This window comes from Pseudomonas sp. CF161, assembly GCF_000416215.1.
GTDB lineage: Bacteria > Pseudomonadota > Gammaproteobacteria > Pseudomonadales > Pseudomonadaceae > Aquipseudomonas.
The window spans coordinates 40,735-58,077 of the sequence record NZ_ATLP01000074.1; the positions used below are offsets into that span (position 1 = coordinate 40,735).

16 protein-coding genes are annotated in these 17,343 nt (G+C 63.5%); 8 read left to right on the forward strand and 8 right to left on the reverse strand.

Features of this window, described 5'->3' with window-relative positions; all coding sequences use genetic code 11:
* The first annotated feature begins 114 nt into the window (after positions 1–114).
* A complete protein-coding gene (locus CF161_RS13315) occupies positions 115–864 on the forward strand; it encodes a FadR/GntR family transcriptional regulator (RefSeq protein WP_020297108.1) in 750 nt (249 codons plus the stop codon).
* 113 nt (positions 865–977) lie between these two features.
* On the opposite strand, the gene CF161_RS13320 is transcribed toward CF161_RS13315, so the two are convergent.
* Together CF161_RS13320 and CF161_RS13325 are read right to left on the reverse strand one after the other, a co-directional pair.
* On the reverse strand, positions 978–1,169 hold the full coding sequence (locus tag CF161_RS13320; RefSeq protein WP_020297109.1) for a hypothetical protein: 192 nt from the start codon (positions 1,167–1,169) through the stop codon (positions 978–980).
* A gap of 13 nt (positions 1,170–1,182) precedes the next feature.
* The gene (locus CF161_RS13325) at positions 1,183–2,823 is read right to left on the reverse strand and encodes a hypothetical protein (RefSeq protein WP_020297110.1); all 1,641 of its coding nucleotides are present in this window, start codon (positions 2,821–2,823) and stop codon (positions 1,183–1,185) included.
* 235 nt (positions 2,824–3,058) lie between these two features.
* On the opposite strand from CF161_RS13325, the gene kdgD reads away from it, so the two are divergent.
* The 7 genes from kdgD (at position 3,059) to CF161_RS13360 (ending at position 12,080) form a co-directional block, all read left to right on the forward strand.
* Positions 3,059–3,970: a 5-dehydro-4-deoxyglucarate dehydratase gene (kdgD, locus tag CF161_RS13330; RefSeq protein ID WP_020297111.1), complete on the forward strand. Its 912-nt coding sequence runs from the start codon at positions 3,059–3,061 to the stop codon at positions 3,968–3,970.
* Between the two features lie 66 nt (positions 3,971–4,036).
* Complete coding sequence (locus CF161_RS13335) at positions 4,037–5,482, forward strand: aldehyde dehydrogenase family protein (RefSeq protein WP_020297112.1); 1,446 nt, start codon at positions 4,037–4,039, stop codon at positions 5,480–5,482.
* 86 nt (positions 5,483–5,568) lie between these two features.
* A complete protein-coding gene (locus CF161_RS13340) occupies positions 5,569–6,933 on the forward strand; it encodes an MFS transporter (RefSeq protein WP_020297113.1) in 1,365 nt (454 codons plus the stop codon).
* A 12-nt stretch (positions 6,934–6,945) separates the two neighbouring features.
* Positions 6,946–8,499: a galactarate dehydratase gene (gene garD, locus CF161_RS13345; protein ID WP_020297114.1), complete on the forward strand. Its 1,554-nt coding sequence runs from the start codon at positions 6,946–6,948 to the stop codon at positions 8,497–8,499.
* An 82-nt stretch (positions 8,500–8,581) separates the two neighbouring features.
* Positions 8,582–9,727 carry a mandelate racemase/muconate lactonizing enzyme family protein gene (locus CF161_RS13350; protein WP_256206370.1) on the forward strand — a complete coding sequence of 382 codons (1,146 nt, stop codon included), beginning with the start codon at positions 8,582–8,584 and terminating at the stop codon, positions 9,725–9,727.
* Positions 9,728–9,748: 21 nt separating this feature from the next.
* Complete coding sequence (locus tag CF161_RS13355) at positions 9,749–11,026, forward strand: MFS transporter (protein WP_020297116.1); 1,278 nt, start codon at positions 9,749–9,751, stop codon at positions 11,024–11,026.
* 112 nt (positions 11,027–11,138) lie between these two features.
* Complete coding sequence (locus tag CF161_RS13360) at positions 11,139–12,080, forward strand: AEC family transporter (protein WP_020297117.1); 942 nt, start codon at positions 11,139–11,141, stop codon at positions 12,078–12,080.
* A 48-nt stretch (positions 12,081–12,128) separates the two neighbouring features.
* On the opposite strand, the gene CF161_RS13365 is transcribed toward CF161_RS13360, so the two are convergent.
* From CF161_RS13365 to gatC, 6 genes are all read right to left on the reverse strand, one after another.
* Positions 12,129–12,509: a carboxymuconolactone decarboxylase family protein gene (locus CF161_RS13365; protein ID WP_020297118.1), complete on the reverse strand. Its 381-nt coding sequence runs from the start codon at positions 12,507–12,509 to the stop codon at positions 12,129–12,131.
* Positions 12,506–13,591 carry a calcium/sodium antiporter gene (locus CF161_RS13370; RefSeq protein WP_043229365.1) on the reverse strand — a complete coding sequence of 362 codons (1,086 nt, stop codon included), beginning with the start codon at positions 13,589–13,591 and terminating at the stop codon, positions 12,506–12,508. The genes CF161_RS13365 and CF161_RS13370 overlap by 4 nt, the downstream gene beginning before the upstream one ends.
* A 50-nt stretch (positions 13,592–13,641) precedes the next feature.
* Positions 13,642–14,016, reverse strand: coding sequence for a septal ring lytic transglycosylase RlpA family protein (locus CF161_RS13375; RefSeq protein WP_020297120.1), 375 nt, complete (start codon positions 14,014–14,016; stop codon positions 13,642–13,644).
* Between the two features lie 99 nt (positions 14,017–14,115).
* Complete coding sequence (gene gatB / locus CF161_RS13380) at positions 14,116–15,561, reverse strand: Asp-tRNA(Asn)/Glu-tRNA(Gln) amidotransferase subunit GatB (RefSeq protein ID WP_020297121.1); 1,446 nt, start codon at positions 15,559–15,561, stop codon at positions 14,116–14,118.
* Between the two features lie 10 nt (positions 15,562–15,571).
* Positions 15,572–17,023 (reverse strand): Asp-tRNA(Asn)/Glu-tRNA(Gln) amidotransferase subunit GatA, encoded by a 1,452-nt coding sequence (gatA, locus tag CF161_RS13385; RefSeq protein WP_020297122.1) that lies wholly within the window; start codon positions 17,021–17,023, stop codon positions 15,572–15,574.
* A gap of 16 nt (positions 17,024–17,039) precedes the next feature.
* Positions 17,040–17,327, reverse strand: coding sequence for an Asp-tRNA(Asn)/Glu-tRNA(Gln) amidotransferase subunit GatC (gene gatC / locus CF161_RS13390; protein WP_020297123.1), 288 nt, complete (start codon positions 17,325–17,327; stop codon positions 17,040–17,042).
* Positions 17,328–17,343 lie beyond the last annotated feature (16 nt).

The following is a 17,343-nucleotide window of genomic DNA, read 5'->3' on the forward strand; positions in this document are numbered from 1 at the left end:
GACCTCAACGACTGTCCTTTTTCCTGTCGAATGAGACAGGGTTTACGCTGGACGGTGATCGTACAACTAAGCTGAGCTATGATGCGTTCTCAGTTGCCTAAAAAGATGCCCACCATGGAAAACCTCAACACCGCGCCCCGCCTACCCCGCAAGCGCCGTAGCCTGGCGCAGGAGCTGGTCACGGTGCTGTCCGAACAGATCCGTGATGGGCTGCTCAAGCGCGGTGACAAGTTGCCGACCGAGTCGGCGATCATGGAAGCCCACGGCGTCAGCCGGACCGTGGTCCGCGAGGCGATCTCCCGCTTGCAGGCGGCGGGGCAGGTGGAAACCCGCCACGGTATCGGCACCTTTGTCCTGGACACCCCCAGCCCCAGCGGGTTTCGAATCGACCCGGCCACCGTGGTCACCCTGCGTGATGTGCTGGCGATCCTCGAGCTGCGGATCAGCCTGGAAGTGGAGTCGGCAGGGCTCGCCGCACTGCGTCGCAGCGATGAGCAACTGGCCGCCATGCGCGCGGCACTGGATGCGTTGAATGAAAGCGCAGCCCATAACAGTGACGCAGTCGCCTCGGACTTCCAGTTCCACCTGCAAATCGCACTGTCCACCGGTAACCGCTATTTCACCGACATCATGACCCACCTGGGTACCAGCATCATTCCGCGGACCCGGCTCAACTCGGCGCGCCTGGCCCACGATGACCAGAAGCACTACATGGGGCGCCTGAGCCGCGAGCATGAAGAGATTTATGAGGCCATCGCCCGCCAGGATTCGGATGCAGCCCGTGCGGCGATGCGTTTGCACCTGACCAACAGCCGCGAACGCCTGCGTCAAGCCCACGAAGAGGCAGAAGCGCAACGCGGCTAGGCCGTTTCTCCAGCAGGCGCCGCTGATCAGGCTTCAGGCGCAATGACATCGCGGGCAAGCTCGCCCCCTACCGGTTGTAGGGGGCGGCCTTGCCCGCGATGCTTTTCAGCGGATCAAGCGCTTTGCAGAATCGAGCGGTCGACCCTCACGGCCAGTTGGCCCTCGTGGGCGGGGGTGTCAAACGTCACCTTGCCGTCGGCGGTCACCTGCGCGCGGGCTATCGCTACGCCGTTGGACAGCAGTTCCAGGGGCGCGCCCTGGAGAGATTGGCCGGAGGCCAGTTGCAGTGTCAGGTTGATGCTCATGGTGAGGTCCTTGTCAGGCAATGCGGTCGATAAAGGTGGTGGAACTGGCATCGATACTGGCGATCAGCTCGGGCGAACCCCCAAGAAATTGCCGGTAAACGTTGCGTGTCAGGCTGCTGCCGGAGGCCGCGGCAATGCCCAGGGTTGGCTGGAAGCGGTCGCTGAGTTGGGCATAGGCGGACCAGGGGCCGGTGTACGACTCGCTGAGCCCCTGGCTTTCGCTGATGGCGTAACGCACCGCATTGCCCGGTAGCCAGTTGGGTTCGCTCGGCGTCTGGCTTTGCCAGCCGTCGGCGAGGATGGTCGGCGCTGCCGTTGGCGCTTCGAGGTAGCCGGCGGGTTTGTTGGGTTGGTAGTGGGTCAGCAGCAGATAGGTGCTCCAGCCCCACCAGTTGTCGATGGTCTTGCTGTCATTGAGGTTATTGACGTCGCTGCGACGCAGCACCTTGTCGCCCTGGGTCACGAACAGGGGCGAGAAGTTGGCGCCAGGGCTGGAGACCGCTTGCAGGTCCGGCAGCTGTTGCAGCGCGGCGAAGCTGGCAGGCGAGGCTGGGTTGCCGCTCTGGTAGCAGGCGAAGATTTCATCGGCCGAGCTCTGCACGGCCCGTTGCACCTGCTGGCGATTGCGCTGGTCGACGGTGTCGAAGTAACGCTTGTCGCCATAGGCGTGCCATTGCTCGCCTCGGGCGTTGCGGACATTGAGGCCGAACTTGCTGTCTTCGTCGTGCATGAAACGGGTAATCAGCGAACCCAGGTCACTGGGGGTGACCACCGCCGCCAGTTGTTTGCGCGGTACCCGCAGGTGGCCTGCGGAGAACAGGTCGGTGAGGTAGTGATCGGCAAAGGCGTTCATCGCATAGGCCAGCTCCAACAGTTGGGTGTCGGCGCTGCCATGAGCCACTCGCGCCTGCTCCAGTGCCGCGCTGTGCCCGGCGATGTAGGCAAGCTTTGCCCACTCGCCAAAGTGGTCGGCGTTGTTCGCCGCCAACTTCAGGTAGCGCCCCAGGGGCAGCATCGGCGAAACCACGCTGCCGCCGCCGGTAATCTTGTTCCACTCTTCAGACAACGTATCTCCAAGGGAGTCATACACCTCATGGGGCTGCTTGCCATCGCGGATCGCCTGGTGAGTGGCGGCGATTTCCTTCTGCATCACCGCGAGGATCTGCCGCGCTTCGTCTTTCGACGCCGGCAGGACCGCCAGGGAGTTGAAGGCAGCGCTGAAACGCTGCACGCGCTCCACCGCCGAAGCGCCTTCGCTGATCGGCCGGTCGGGGATACCGTAGAAGTCGCCACCCAGCGCCACCACCTGGCCATAGGTCAGTGCCAGGCCATTGGGCAGGTGCAATTCGACTTGGGAGGCCGCAATCGGCGGCGCATCCGCGGCGAAGCGCAACCAGGTGAGGTCGCCGATGGCGGTGTGCTCGCCGCCTTCGAAACGCAACTGGGGCTTGGGTTTTAGTGGGTTTTCCGGTGGTGTGCCCAGGGGCCCGGAAGGCGAATATTTATGGTTGTGGTGCGGGTCGACGCGCAGCAGCAGGCTGTCGCCATCGCCGTTAATGGCCAGGCCCTGTTCGCTGAACAGCTGGTCGAGATCGACCGCGATTTTGCCGGCAAGCGACGCTTGTTGCGGCAGGGGGGTTGAGAGTGCTGACATTTCTAGCTCCTTGATATGTCATCGTTCAGGTCAATATTTAGCTGTATGGATATACAGTTAAATCGAGCTTAGATGAAATCATTGGCCCGTCAAGGAGCCGCAGGCGAGCCGATCAATTTTCTTTGTAACGACGAAATGCAGTTGACGATTATATTTTTAGTTGTACGATGACCTACAACTTCAGCCAAGCCTGAGGTCTTTTTTCCATCACAATGTTTCCCAGGGTGTTCGAATAATGAATCCACAAGAACTGAAGTCCATCCTCTCCCATGGCCTGCTGTCTTTCCCGGTCACCGACTTCAATGCTCAGGGCGACTTCCATCGCGCGGGCTACATCAAGCGTCTCGAATGGCTTGCCCCTTACGGCGCCTCGGCGCTGTTCGCTGCGGGCGGCACTGGCGAGTTCTTCTCCCTGGCGGCCAGTGAATATTCGGAAGTCATCAAGACTGCGGTCGATACCTGCGCCACCAGCGTGCCGATCCTTGCCGGTGTTGGCGGTTCGACCCGCCAGGCCATCGAATACGCCCAGGAGGCCGAGCGCCTGGGGGCCAAGGGCCTGCTGTTGCTGCCGCACTACCTGACCGAAGCCAGCCAGGACGGGGTTGCGGCCCACGTTGAGGCCGTGTGCAAGTCGGTAAAAATCGGCGTCGTGGTCTACAACCGCAACGTCTGCCGCCTCAACGCGCCGCTGCTGGAGCGCCTGGCCGAACGTTGCCCGAACCTGATCGGCTACAAGGACGGCCTGGGTGACATCGAGTTGATGGTGTCGATCCGCCGTCGTCTGGGCGATCGTTTCAGCTACCTCGGCGGCCTGCCGACCGCTGAAGTCTACGCCGCGGCCTACAAGGCCCTGGGCGTGCCGGTGTACTCCTCGGCGGTGTTCAACTTCATCCCGAAAACCGCAATGGATTTCTACCACGCCATTGCCCGGGATGATCACGCCACGGTCGGCAAGATCATCGACGACTTCTTCCTGCCTTACCTGGATATCCGCAACCGCAAAGCCGGTTACGCAGTGAGCATCGTCAAGGCCGGGGCGAAAATCGTCGGCCACGATGCAGGCCCGGTACGGGCACCGCTGACCGATCTGCTGCCGGAAGAATACGAAGCACTGGCGGCGTTGATCGACGCCCAGGGTGCGCAGTAATTGATCCGGGGCCGCTGAGTAATCAGCGGCCTTTTACGTACAGAATTTTGTGTGAGGAGTGATTTCGTGGCAGAGGCAAAACGATTCGATAACTACATCGGTGGCCAATGGGTTGCCGGCGCCGACTACTCCACCAATATCAACCCGTCGGACCTGTCCGAGGTGATCGGCGAGTACGCCAAGGCTGACCTGGCCCAGGTGCATGCCGCCATTGACGCTGCGCGTGCAGCGTTCCCGGCCTGGTCGACCTCGGGCATCCAGGCGCGCAGCGACGCGCTGGACAAAGTCGGCAGCGAGATCCTCGCCCGCCGTGAAGAACTCGGCACCCTGCTGGCCCGGGAAGAGGGCAAGACCCTGCCCGAAGCCATCGGTGAAGTGGCGCGTGCCGGTAACATTTTCAAGTTCTTCGCCGGTGAGTGCCTGCGCCTGTCGGGCGATTACCTGCCGTCGGTGCGCCCGGGCGTCAACGTCGAAGTGACCCGCGAAGCCCTGGGCGTGGTAGGCCTGATCACCCCGTGGAACTTCCCGATCGCGATCCCGGCCTGGAAGATCGCCCCGGCCCTGGCCTACGGCAACTGCGTGGTGCTCAAGCCTGCCGACCTGGTGCCGGGTTGCGCCTGGGCCCTGGCGGAAATCATTTCCCGCGCCGGCTTCCCGGCTGGCGTGTTCAACCTGGTGATGGGCAGCGGCCGCCTGGTGGGCGATGCCATCGTCAACAGCCCGAAAGTCGACGGCATCAGCTTTACCGGCTCGGTCGGCGTGGGGCGGCAGATCGCCGTCAACTGCGTGGCGCGCCAGGCCAAGGTGCAGCTGGAGATGGGCGGCAAGAACCCGCAGATCATCCTCGACGACGCCGACCTCAAGCAGGCGGTGGAGCTGGCGGTGCAGAGCGCGTTCTATTCCACCGGCCAGCGCTGCACGGCGTCGAGTCGACTGATTGTCACCGCGGGCATTCACGATAAGTTCGTTGCCGCGATGGCCGAGCGCATGCAGTCGATCAAGGTTGGCCATGCCCTGAAAGCCGGCACCGATATCGGCCCGGTGGTGTCCCAGTCGCAACTGGAGCAGGACCTGAAGTACATCGATATCGGCCAGTCCGAAGGTGCACGGCTGGTCAGCGGTGGCGCGCTGGTGACCTGCGACACCGAAGGCTACTTCCTGGCCCCGACCCTGTTTGCCGACAGTGAAGCCTCGATGCGCATCAGCCGCGAAGAGATCTTCGGCCCGGTGGCCAACGTGGTGCGTGTCGCGGACTACGAGGCGGCGCTGGCCATGGCCAACGACACCGAATTCGGTTTGTCGGCAGGCATCGCCACCACCTCGCTGAAGTATGCCAATCACTTCAAGCGCCACTCCCAGGCGGGGATGGTGATGGTCAACCTGCCGACCGCCGGCGTCGACTACCACGTGCCGTTCGGTGGTCGCAAAGGTTCGTCCTACGGTTCCCGCGAGCAAGGTCGCTACGCGCAGGAGTTCTACACCGTGGTCAAGACGGCTTACATCGGATCGTAAAGGCTGGATCTGCAGGGGCCGCTTCGTCGGCGCCTGCAGCACAACGTGATTACCCGCATAAAAATAAGTAGTGGGAGTACATCCAAATGCAAGCGACCAAGCCGACTCACGTCCGCTATTTGATCCTGCTCATGTTGTTTCTGGTGACCACGATCAATTACGCCGACCGTGCCACTATCGCCATCGCGGGCTCCAGCCTGCAAAAAGACCTGGGTATCGACGCCGTCACCCTGGGCTATATCTTCTCTGCATTCGGTTGGGCCTATGTGGCCGGGCAAATTCCCGGTGGCTGGCTGCTCGATCGTTTCGGCTCGAAAAAAGTCTATGCCCTGAGCATTTTCACCTGGTCGCTGTTCACCGTGCTGCAAGGCTATGTCGGTGAGTTCGGGGTTTCCACCGCCGTGGTCGCGCTGTTTATGCTGCGCTTTCTGGTGGGCCTGGCCGAAGCGCCATCCTTCCCCGGCAATGCGCGGATTGTTGCCGCCTGGTTTCCCACCGCCGAACGCGGTACGGCGTCGGCGATCTTCAACTCGGCGCAGTATTTCGCCACGGTGCTGTTCGCGCCCTTGATGGGCTGGATCGTCTACAGCTTTGGTTGGCAGCACGTGTTTATCGTGATGGGCGGGATCGGCATCGTGTTTTCGCTGATCTGGCTGAAAATTATCCACAGCCCGCGCCAGCACCCGATGATCAACGAGGCCGAGTTCAAGCACATCGCCGACAACGGCGGCATGGTCGACATGGACCAGGACAAGGTTGCAGGCAAACGCACCGATGGCCCGAAATGGGACTACGTGCGCCAGTTGCTGACCAACCGCATGATGCTCGGGGTGTACCTGGGCCAGTACTGCATCAACGGCATCACCTACTTCTTCCTGACCTGGTTCCCGGTGTACCTGGTGCAGGAGCGCGGCATGACGATCCTCAAGGCGGGTTTCATCGCCTCCCTGCCGGCCATCTGCGGTTTTATCGGTGGCGTGCTGGGCGGGGTGATCTCCGATTACCTACTGCGCAAGGGCCATTCGCTGACGTTCGCGCGCAAGGCGCCGATCATTGCCGGCCTGCTGGTCTCCAGCAGCATCGTGGCCTGCAACTACGTGGACATCGAATGGATGGTGGTCGGCTTCATGGCCCTGGCATTCTTCGGCAAGGGCGTGGGCGCCCTGGGTTGGGCAGTGGTGTCGGACACCTCGCCAAAACAGATCGCCGGCCTGAGTGGCGGACTGTTCAATATGTTCGGCAATATCGCCTCGATTACCACGCCGATCGTGATTGGCTACATCATCAGTTCCACCGGTTCGTTCAAGTGGGCCCTGGTGTTTGTCGGCTGCAACGCGCTGGTGGCGGTGTTCAGCTACCTGGTGATCGTTGGCCCGATCAAACGAGTGGTGCTCAAGGAGCCGCCAAGCGACGGCCCCGAGTTGAACAAACTTTCCCACGCACATTCCTGAAGGGGCGGCGTCATGCAGTTGATTGAACATTCAGACTCGCCGCGCTACATCCGCCTGCACGAGCTGGACAACGTTGTGATTGTGGTCAACGACCAGGGCGTGCCGGCCGGCACCGAGTTTGCCGATGGCCTGGTGACCGTGGATTTTGTGCCGCAGAGCCACAAGGTGACGCTGGTGGATATCCCCGAAGGCGGCCAGGTGATTCGCTATGGCCAGACCATCGGTTATGCCTTGCAGCCCATCCCCCGCGGCAGTTGGGTCAAGGAAGACCAGCTGCGCATGCCGACTGCGCCGCCCCTGGACAGCCTGCCGCTGTCCACCGAGGTGCCGCCGGCCCAGGCTGCGCTGGAAGGGTTCACCTTCGAGGGTTATCGCAACGCCGACGGCACGGTCGGCACGCGCAATATCCTGGGGATCACCACCACCGTGCAGTGCGTGACCGGGGTCCTGGACCATGCGGTCAAGCGCATCCGCGAAGAGCTGCTGCCCAAGTACCCCCATGTCGATGATGTGGTGGCCCTGACCCACAGCTACGGCTGCGGCGTCGCCATTACCGCCACCGATGCCTATATCCCGATCCGTACCGTGCGCAACCTGGCGCGCAACCCCAACCTGGGGGGCGAAGCGCTGGTCATCAGCCTGGGCTGCGAGAAGTTGCAGGCCGGCCAGGTGATGCATGAAAACGACAGTTCGGTGGACCTCAGCGAGCCCTGGCTGTATCGCCTGCAGGACTCCAGCCACGGCTTCACCGAGATGATCGAGCAGATCATGGAGCTGGCCGAAACGCGGCTGAAGAAGCTCGATCAGCGGCGTCGGGAAACGGTGCCGGCTTCCGAATTGATCCTGGGCATGCAGTGCGGCGGCAGTGACGCGTTTTCCGGGATCACCGCCAACCCGGCCCTGGGCTACGCCTCGGACCTGCTGCTGCGGGCGGGGGCAACGGTGATGTTTTCCGAAGTCACCGAAGTCCGGGACGCCATCTACCTGCTGACCTCGCGCGCCGAGTCCGAAACCGTGGCCCGTGAGCTGGTGCGCGAGATGGACTGGTACGACCGTTACCTGGCCAAGGGTGAGGCGGATCGCAGCGCCAACACCACGCCGGGCAACAAGAAGGGCGGCTTGTCGAACATCGTTGAAAAATCCCTGGGCTCCATCGTCAAGTCCGGCAGCAGCGCGATCAATGGCGTGCTGGGCCCGGGCGAGCGTTTCAGCCGCAAGGGCCTGATCTTCTGCGCGACGCCGGCCAGCGATTTTGTCTGCGGCACCTTGCAGTTGGCTGCCGGGATGAACCTGCACGTGTTCACCACCGGGCGCGGTACGCCGTACGGCTTGGCGATGGCGCCGGTGGTCAAGGTCTCGACCCGCACCGAGCTGGCCCAGCGCTGGCCGGACCTGATCGACATCGACGCCGGGCGCATCGCCACCGGCCGCGCCAGTATTGAAGAGCTGGGCTGGGAGCTGTTCCACTTCTACCTGGACGTGGCCAGCGGCAAGAAGCAGACCTGGGCCGAGCAGCACAAGCTGCACAACGACATCACCTTGTTCAACCCCGCACCTATTACCTGAGGCCGATGGCCGGTCGCGGCGGGTGCCGGATACCCGCCGCGACCCCGGTTCTTGTCACCCACAACAATAAAAGCAGGAGTGCATGGCAGTGAAAATCGCCAGCATCGAAGTCATTCGGCTGAGTATTCCCTTCAGCACCGGCGCGACCCAGCGCAGTAACAGCGGGCCGGTCCAGGACGATGACGCCTTCAACGCCGCCTCGACCCGCCATCGGCGCATGGAAAGCCTGATGCTCAAGGTCAGCACCGACAGCGGCCTGGTGGGCTGGGGCGAAGCCTTCGGTCACGGCAGCAACCCGGTGACCTTCAAGGCCCTGACCGAGCTGGTGGCGCCGCAGTTTCTCGGCAGCAACGTGGCGGATTTCCAGGACACCCTGGAAGCCGCCAGGCGCGCCCTGCATGGCTTTGGCAGCAGCGGGCCGGTGACCTACGCCCTGTCGGCAATGGACATCGCGCTCTGGGACCTGGCCGCACAGCGCGCCGGCCAGCCGCTATACCAACTGCTCGGCGGCCGGGACCGGCCCCTGGAGCTGTACGCGAGCCTGGTCAGCTACGGCAACGACCCCGAGGAAGTGGCGCGCCAGGTACGCCGTGCGCGTGGCCAGGGGTTTCGCAAGATCAAGTTGCATGAAACCACCTACGCCGCCATCGCCGCTGCCCGTGAGGCGTTGCCGGTGGAAGAGGGCGAGCTGATGGTCGACGTCAATTGCCCCTGGAGCGTGAGCCAGGCCAGCGACATGGCCGGGCAGTTGCGAGCGCTGCAGTTGGCCTGGCTCGAAGAGCCGGTCTGGCCGCCGGATGACGCCCATGGCCTGGCCCAGGTGCGCAGCCACGGCGTGCCCATCGCTGCCGGGGAAAACGCCGCCGGGGTCCAGGGCCTGCGGGCGATGTTCGAGCAGGGCGCGCTGGATATCGCCCAACCGAGCGTGGCCAAGATCGGCGGCATCAGCGCCATGGTCCAGGTCTTCGAGCTGGCCCGGCGCTACCAGGTCAAGGTCGTGCCCCATTGCTTCTATTTCGGCCCCGGGCTGTTGGCGGTGGCGCACCTGTGCAGCCTGCTGCCGGCGGATATCAGCCTTGAGGTGCCCTTTATCGAATTCGAGCGCCTGCTGTACCCGCAGTTGGCGTTCACCCCGCAGATGAGCCTGCCGCAGCAGCCGGGGCTGGGCTTCGCGCCTGACGCCGAGGTGCTCAAGGCTTACACCGTGGAATCTGTAGTGCTGTCCTGACAACAATAAGGGTCGACAAAAATGTTAGGTAAATACCGCTGGAAAATCGCCGGCCTGCTGTTCTTCGCCGGGATGCTCAACTACCTCGACCGCGCGGCGTTGTCGGTGGTGGCGCCGCTGCTCAAGGGCGAGCTGAACATCAATGACGCGCAAATGGGTTTTATCTTCAGCAGCTTCTTTATCGGCTACTGCGCCTTCTGTTTTATCGGCGGCTATGCGGCGGATAAATTCGGGCCCAAGCGCGTGTTCGCCTGGGCCGCGGGCGGCTGGTCGGTGTTTTGCGGCCTCACGGCGCTGATCACCGGGTATGTGCAGTTGCTGATCTGCCGGATCTTTTTCGGCATGGGCGAAGGCCCGATGGGCACCACCACCAACAAGGCGATCACCAACTGGTTCCCCCGCGAGGAAGCCGGCCGCGCGATCGGCTTCACCAACTGTGGCCAACCCCTGGGCGCGGCACTGGCGGGGCCGATTGTCGGCCTGGTGGCGTTGAATTTCGGCTGGCGGATTTCCTTCGTGGTGATCGCGGTGCTGGGCGGCCTGTGGCTGCTGGCCTGGCTGAAGTTCTTCAAGGACACCCCCGAGCAGCATCCGCGAGTGTCCGAGGCCGAGCGCGAGCTGATTCGCCAGAGCCGCGCCAACATCATTGTCGAGAGCGTCGAAGAGGGTCGCAGCCTGACCCACTACATCTTTTCGGTGCCGGTACTGGCAGTGGCCATGGCGTTTTTCTGCTTCAACTACGTGCTGTATTTCTTCCTCACCTGGCTGCCCAGCTACCTGATGGATTACCAGCACCTGGACATCAAGAGCATGAGCATCATCGGCGTGATCCCGTGGCTGGGCGCGGCGGTGGGCTTTCTCGGCGGCGGTTTCTTCGCCGATGGCCTGGGCCGGCGCCTGGGGAATGTGATCCTGGCGCGCAAGATCGTGCTGACCCTGGGCCTGGGTGTGGCGGCGGTCTGTGTGCTGCTGACCACCCAAGTCGCGTCACTGGGGATGGCGGTGGCCTGCATCACCGTGTCCAGCGTGTTTCTGTTCATGACCCCGCAGATCTGCTGGGCGCTGATCCAGGACATCGTGCCGAAAAACCGCGTCGGCGGCACCGGCGGTTTCGTGCATTTGCTGGCGAACCTGGCGGGTATCGCCGCACCGTCCCTGACCGGCCTGCTGATCCAGTACGGTGGCGGCTACAACTCGGCGTTCTTCCTGGCCGCAGCGGTCTCGGCGGTGGGCATGGTGGTGGTCGTGTTGGCCGTGCGGTCCCGGCAACCCGAGGCGGGTGTTGCGCAAATGGCCTGATCCACCTGCCGGGGTGAAGGGTTTTGGCCCGGTGGTGGCGCCGGGCCTGAGACCGGGCCGGGAAACTGGCTTATCATTGGCGCCCTGACCACGGGCTCAAGGTTCACCCCGCATGCTGGCTATTTTTCTTCAAACGCTGACCATCACCGCCCCCGTGTTTGCGATGTTGTTTCTGGGCGTACTGCTCAAGCGCGTGGGCTGGATCAACGACAATTTCATCCATACCGCGTCGGCCCTGGTGTTCAACGTCACCATGCCGGCGTTGTTGTTTCTGGGCATCCTCCATGCTGACCTGCATTCGGCGCTCAAGCCCGGGCTGCTGATCTATTTCGCCGTGGCCACCCTGCTCAGTTTTATCGGTGCCTGGGGCTGGGCGATCTGGCGTTGCCCGCGGGAAGACCGCGGCATCTACACCCAGGGCGCGTTTCGCGGCAACAACGGGGTGATCGGCCTGGCCCTGGCGGCGAGCATGTATGGCGCGTACGGGATCTCCCTGGGGGCGGTGCTCGCGGCGCTGGTGATTCTGTTCTACAACACCCTGTCGACCATCGTCCTGGCGGTCTACAGCCCGGTGATCAAGTCCGACCCGTGGAGCATCTGCAAAAGCGTGGTCAGCAACCCGCTGATCATCAGCGTGCTGTTGGCGGCGCCCTTTGCCTATTGGCAGATCAGCTTGCCGGGCTGGCTCGAAAGCTCCGGCCAGAACCTGGCGCAGATGACTCTGCCCCTGGCCCTGATCTGCATCGGCGGCACCTTGTCGCTGGCGGCCTTGCGCAAAAGTGGCGACCTGGCGCTGAGCTCGAGCCTGGTGAAAATGGTCGGGTTGCCGGTGCTGGCGACCTTGGGCGCCTGGTTGTGCGGTTTTCGCGGGGCGGAGCTGGGGATTCTGTTTCTGTACTTCGGCAGCCCCACGGCGGCCGCCAGTTTTGTCATGGCGCGCGCTGCCAATGGCAACCATGAGTTGGCGGCGGCGATCATTGTCATCACCACGCTGATGGCGGCGGTGACCACCAATATCGGGATCTTCCTGTTGCAGTGGGGCGGCTGGATCTGACGCCGGCAACGGGCTGATCACCCGCCCGTTGCCGAGTCCGGTGCGGCCTTAGTCGGCCTTCTGGTAGGTGTCGATCACTTCCTGCGCTGCGCGGAAGGCATCGATCGCCGCCGGCACCCCGGCATACACCGCGCAATGCAGCAGTGCCTCGCGAATCTCTTCCACGCTGCAACCGTTGTTCAATGCGCCACGCACATGGCCCTTGAGCTCCTGCGGGCACTTGAGCGCGGTCAGCGCGGCCAGGGTGATCAGGCTGCGGGTCTTGAGCGGCAAGCCCTCGCGGTTCCAGACGCTGCCCCAGGCGTGTTCATTGACGAAGTCCTGCAGCGGCTGGGTGAAGTCGGTGGCGTTGCCCAGGGCGCGATCGACGAATGCGTCGCCCATGACGTGGCGCCGCACTTCAACACCGGGCTTCTTTGGATCGGTCATTGTGCTTCTCCTTTCTTGTGTTGGCGGCGCCAGGCACGCAGCGAGCTGAATAGCAAAAAAGCCACCAGCGCCGGCAGGACGAAAAACAGCATCAGGTTTTCCAGCTTGCCGGCCAGGGGCATGCCGGTGGTGAAGGACACCACGTGCAGCCCGTAGGCCAGGTACAAGCCCAGAAACAGCAAGCCCTCGGCCCGGGTCACCCGGTAACCGGAATAGAACACCGGCAGGCACAGCACGGCGACACCCAGCATCACCGGCAGGTCGAAATCCAGGGCGTTGGGCGAGACCGACAGGGGCATCGGTGCCACCAGGGCGGTGAACCCCAGGACCCCCAGCAGGTTGAACAGGTTGCTGCCGATGACGTTGCCTACGGCGATATCCCGTTGCCCGCGCAAGGCGGCGATCAGTGAGGTGGCCAGCGCCGGCAGCGAGGTGCCGACCGCAATCACGGTCAGGCCGATGATGCGCTCGGACAAGCCCAGGTCGGAGGCCACTTCCACCGCCGCCTGCAACAGCAGGTGCCCGGCGAACGCCAGCAGGCCCAGGCCCAGCAGCATCGACAGCAGGCTGCTGACCCAGGGTGGGTTGCTGCTGGCAGCGGGCAGGCCTTGGCCGGTGTGGTCGACGCCGGCCTGGGGGCGGGCGCTGTGGCGCGACTGGCGCAGCAGCAGGCCCAGGTACAGCAGCAGGGCGGCCAGCAGGATCAGGCCATCGACCGGGGTCAGCTCTTCGTTGTAGGCCAGGACGAACACCAGCAGGCTGGCGCCGATCATCAGCGGGATATCCAGGCGTACCAGTTGCCGCGAGACCCGCAGCGGGATGATCAGGGCCGACAGGCCGAGGGTGACCAGGATGTTAAAGATGCTGCTGCCGATCACGCTGCCCACGGCGATATCGGTGTTTTCGGCCAGGGTCGCCTGCAGGCTGACTGCCATCTGCGGGGCGCTGCTGCCCAGGGCGACAATGGTCAGGCCGATGATCAGCGGCCGCACATGCAGGCGCGCCGCCAGGCGCACGGCGGCCCGGACCAGCAGCTCGGCGCCGGCCACCAGCAGGATCAGGCCGCTGACAAGCTGCACCAGGCTGAGCAGGGGTAAATCGGCTAATCCGAAAATGGTCAGGGCTCCGTCGGTCAGTCGCTGAGGGCTTGCACGCGCACCCGCGCGGTGCCGCTGCGCAGCATGCCCAGTTGCTCGGCGGCGGCGCGGGACAGGTCGATCAGGCGGCCACGGGTGTGGGGCCCGCGGTCGTTGATGCGCACCACCACGGTCTTGTCGTTGCTCAGATTGGTGACTTGCACCCGAGTGCCGAAGGGCAGCTCGCGATGGGCGGCGCTCAGGCCGTGCTGGTCGAAGGGTTCGCCGCTGGCGGTGCGCTTGCCATGGTGGCGGGCACCGTAATAGGAGGCGGTGCCGGTTTCGTCATAGCCGCGCGGGTCGATGACATGGCTGGTGGCGCAGCCGGCAAGCAGGGAGAGCAGGGCACAGGCAGCAAGCAGACGCTTCATAAACCGGGCTCGCATAATAAATGTGGCGAGGGAGCAGGCTCCGTCGCCACAGGGGCGTGTGCCATGACCGGGGTCAGGCACACGCTCGATACACCGCTATCAGCCTTCAAGCTTGCTTTTCAGCAGCTCGTTGACCTGTTGCGGGTTGGCCTTGCCTTTGGAGGCTTTCATGGCCTGGCCGACGAAGAAGCCGAACATCTTGCCGCGCTTGGCTTCATCGGCCGCGCGGTACTGCTCGACCTGCTCGGCGTTGGCCGCGAGCATTTCGTCGAGCACGGCAGAGATGGCGCCGCTGTCGGTCACTTGCTTGAGGCCACGCTTGTCGATGATGTCGTCAGCGCTGCCTTCGCCGTTGGCCATGGCTTCAAACACGGTCTTGGCAATCTTGCCGGAGATGGTGTTGTCCTTGATCCGCAGCAGCATGCCGCCCAGTTGCTCGGCCGAGACCGGAGCCTCGTCGATTTCCAGGCCCTGCTTGTTCAACAGGCTGCCCAACTCGACCATGACCCAGTTGGCGGCCAGTTTGGCGTCACCGGCAATCTTCACCACCTTCTCGAAGTAGTCCGCCTGCTCACGGCTCGACGCCAGCACGCTGGCATCGTAGACCGACAGGCCGAACTGCTCCTGGAAGCGCTCGCGTTTTTGCGGTGGCAGTTCCGGCAGGGTGGCGCGCACGGCATCGAGGAACGAGTCTTCGATCACCACTGGCAACAGGTCCGGATCGGGGAAGTAACGGTAGTCGTTGGCTTCTTCCTTGCTGCGCATCGGACGGGTTTCGTCCTTGTTCGGGTCATACAGGCGGGTTTGCTGGATGACCTTGCCACCGTCTTCGATCAGCTCGATCTGGCGCCGGACTTCGCTGTTGATCGCCTTCTCGATGAAGCGGAACGAGTTGACGTTCTTGATTTCGCAGCGGGTGCCGAATTCGACCTGGCCCTTGGGCCGGATCGACACGTTGCAGTCGCAACGCAGGGAGCCTTCGGCCATGTTGCCGTCGCAGATACCCAGGTAGCGCACCAGGGCGTGGATCGACTTGACGTAGGCCACGGCTTCCTTGGCGTTGCGCATGTCCGGCTCGGAAACGATTTCCAGCAACGGCGTGCCGGCACGGTTCAGGTCGATGCCGGTGGCACCGTTGAACTCTTCGTGCAGGCTTTTGCCGGCGTCTTCTTCCAGGTGCGCGCGGGTGATGCCCACGCGTTTGACCGTGCCGTCTTCCAGCGGAATATCCAGGAAGCCCTTGCCCACGATCGGCAATTCCATCTGGCTGATCTGGTAGCCCTTGGGCAGGTCCGGGTAGAAGTAGTTTTTACGCGCGAACACGTTGTGCTGGCCGATCTCGGCGTCGACCGCCAGACCGAACATCACCGCCATGCGTACCGCTTCCTGGTTCAGCACCGGCAGCACGCCGGGCATGCCCAGGTCGACCAGGCTGGCCTGGGTGTTGGGCTCGGCACCGAAGGCGGTGGAGCTACCGGAGAAAATCTTCGATTGAGTGGTGAGCTGGGTATGAATCTCCAGCCCGATCACGACTTCCCATTGCATGTGTGTCTCCTCAGAAGCCGGTTGGGGTGCGGGTGTGCCAGTCAGTGTTGAGCTGATACTGGTGGGCAACGTTCAACAGGCGACCTTCCTGGAAATAAGGAGCGAGCAACTGCACGCCGACCGGCAGGCCGTCGACGAAACCGGCAGGCATGGACAAGCCCGGCAGGCCGGCCAGGTTGGCGGTGATGGTGTAGACGTCTTCCAGGTACGCAGCGACCGGGTCGCTGCTCTTGGCGCCGATTTTCCAGGCCGGGTTGGGCGTGGTCGGGCCGAGGATGATGTCGACTTCATTGAAGGCAGCCATGAAGTCGTTCTTGATCAGGCGGCGGATTTTCTGCGCCTTCAAGTAGTAGGCGTCGTAGTAACCGGCGGACAGGGCGTAGGCGCCGACCATGATCCGGCGTTGGACTTCGCTGCCGAAACCTTCGCCGCGGGAGCGTTTGTACAGGTCTTCAAGCTTGGTCGGGTTTTCGCAGCGGTAGCCGAAGCGCACGCCGTCGAAACGCGAGAGGTTGGAGGAGGCCTCGGCCGGGGCGATCACGTAGTAGGCGGGAATCGCGTGCTGCATGTTCGGCAGGCTGATTTCCTTGATCACCGCGCCGAGCTTTTCCAGCTCCTTGACGCTGGTGTGGATCAGCTCGGCGATGCGCGGGTCGAGGCCGGCGCTGAAGTATTCCTTGGGCACGCCGATGCGCAGGCCCTGCAGCGAGCCGTTGAGGCTGGCGCTGTAGTCCGGGACCGGTTCGTCGATGCTGGTGGAGTCGTTAGGGTCGAAGCCGGCCATGCCCTGCAGCAGGATCGCGCAGTCTTCGGCGGTGCGCGCCAACGGGCCGCCCTGATCGAGGCTTGAGGCGTAGGCAATCATGCCCCAGCGCGAAACGCGACCGTAGGTCGGTTTCAGCCCGGTGAGGTTGGTCAGTGCGGCGGGCTGGCGGATCGAGCCGCCGGTATCGGTGCCGGTGGCTGCAGGCAGCAGGCGCGCGGCAACTGCTGCGGCCGAACCACCGGACGAGCCGCCCGGCACGCATTCCAGGTTCCACGGGTTTTTGGCCGGGCCGTAGAAGCTCGACTCGTTGCCCGAACCCATGGCGAATTCGTCCATGTTGGTCTTGCCCAGGGTCACGGTGCCGGCGGCGGCCAGTTTGGCGACCACGGTGGCGTCGTAGGGGGCCTTGAAGTTGTCGAGCATCTTCGAGCCGCAGCTGGTGCGGATGCCCTGGGTGCAGAACAGGTCTTTGTGGGCGATCGGCGCGCCAAGCAGGGCGCCGTTCTCACCGTTGGCGCGACGTGCGTCGGCGGCCTTGGCCTGGCTCAGGGCCAGGTCCTGGGTGAGGCTGATGAAGCTGTTGAGCTGCGGATCGAGCTGGGCGATGCGCGCCAGCAGGGTCGTGGTCAGCTCTACGGAAGAAAACTTTTTATCGGCGAGTCCGCGGGCGATCTCGGCCAGAGTCATGTGATGCATTGCAGGCTCTTTCCCTTTAGTCGATGACTTTCGGAACCAGATACAGGCCGTTTTCGACCGCTGGCGCGATGGACTGATAAGCCTCGCGGTGATTGGACTCGGTCACAACGTCTGCGCGCAGGCGCTGGCTGGCTTCCAGTGGGTGGGCCAGGGGTTCGATACCGTCGGTATCGACTGCCTGCATTTCATCCACCAGCCCGAGAATGCTGTTCAGGGCGGAGGTGATGTGTGGAAGATCGGCTTCATTGAGGCCCAGACAGGCCAGATGAGCGATTTTTTCCACGTCGGAGCGTTCAAGCGCCATGGGATTCTCCAGTGGA

Coding starts and splice junctions, on each gene's coding strand:
- CF161_RS13315 (WP_020297108.1), top strand. CDS start 115: ATGGAAAACCTCAACACCGCGCCCCGCCTACCCCGCAAGCGCCGTAGC.
- CF161_RS13320 (WP_020297109.1), bottom strand. CDS start 1,169: ATGAGCATCAACCTGACACTGCAACTGGCCTCCGGCCAATCTCTCCAG.
- CF161_RS13325 (WP_020297110.1), bottom strand. CDS start 2,823: ATGTCAGCACTCTCAACCCCCCTGCCGCAACAAGCGTCGCTTGCCGGC.
- kdgD (WP_020297111.1), top strand. CDS start 3,059: ATGAATCCACAAGAACTGAAGTCCATCCTCTCCCATGGCCTGCTGTCT.
- CF161_RS13340 (WP_020297113.1), top strand. CDS start 5,569: ATGCAAGCGACCAAGCCGACTCACGTCCGCTATTTGATCCTGCTCATG.
- garD (WP_020297114.1), top strand. CDS start 6,946: ATGCAGTTGATTGAACATTCAGACTCGCCGCGCTACATCCGCCTGCAC.
- CF161_RS13350 (WP_256206370.1), top strand. CDS start 8,582: ATGGCAGTGAAAATCGCCAGCATCGAAGTCATTCGGCTGAGTATTCCC.
- CF161_RS13355 (WP_020297116.1), top strand. CDS start 9,749: ATGTTAGGTAAATACCGCTGGAAAATCGCCGGCCTGCTGTTCTTCGCC.
- CF161_RS13360 (WP_020297117.1), top strand. CDS start 11,139: ATGCTGGCTATTTTTCTTCAAACGCTGACCATCACCGCCCCCGTGTTT.
- CF161_RS13365 (WP_020297118.1), bottom strand. CDS start 12,509: ATGACCGATCCAAAGAAGCCCGGTGTTGAAGTGCGGCGCCACGTCATG.
- CF161_RS13375 (WP_020297120.1), bottom strand. CDS start 14,016: ATGAAGCGTCTGCTTGCTGCCTGTGCCCTGCTCTCCCTGCTTGCCGGC.
- gatB (WP_020297121.1), bottom strand. CDS start 15,561: ATGCAATGGGAAGTCGTGATCGGGCTGGAGATTCATACCCAGCTCACC.
- gatA (WP_020297122.1), bottom strand. CDS start 17,023: ATGCATCACATGACTCTGGCCGAGATCGCCCGCGGACTCGCCGATAAA.
- gatC (WP_020297123.1), bottom strand. CDS start 17,327: ATGGCGCTTGAACGCTCCGACGTGGAAAAAATCGCTCATCTGGCCTGT.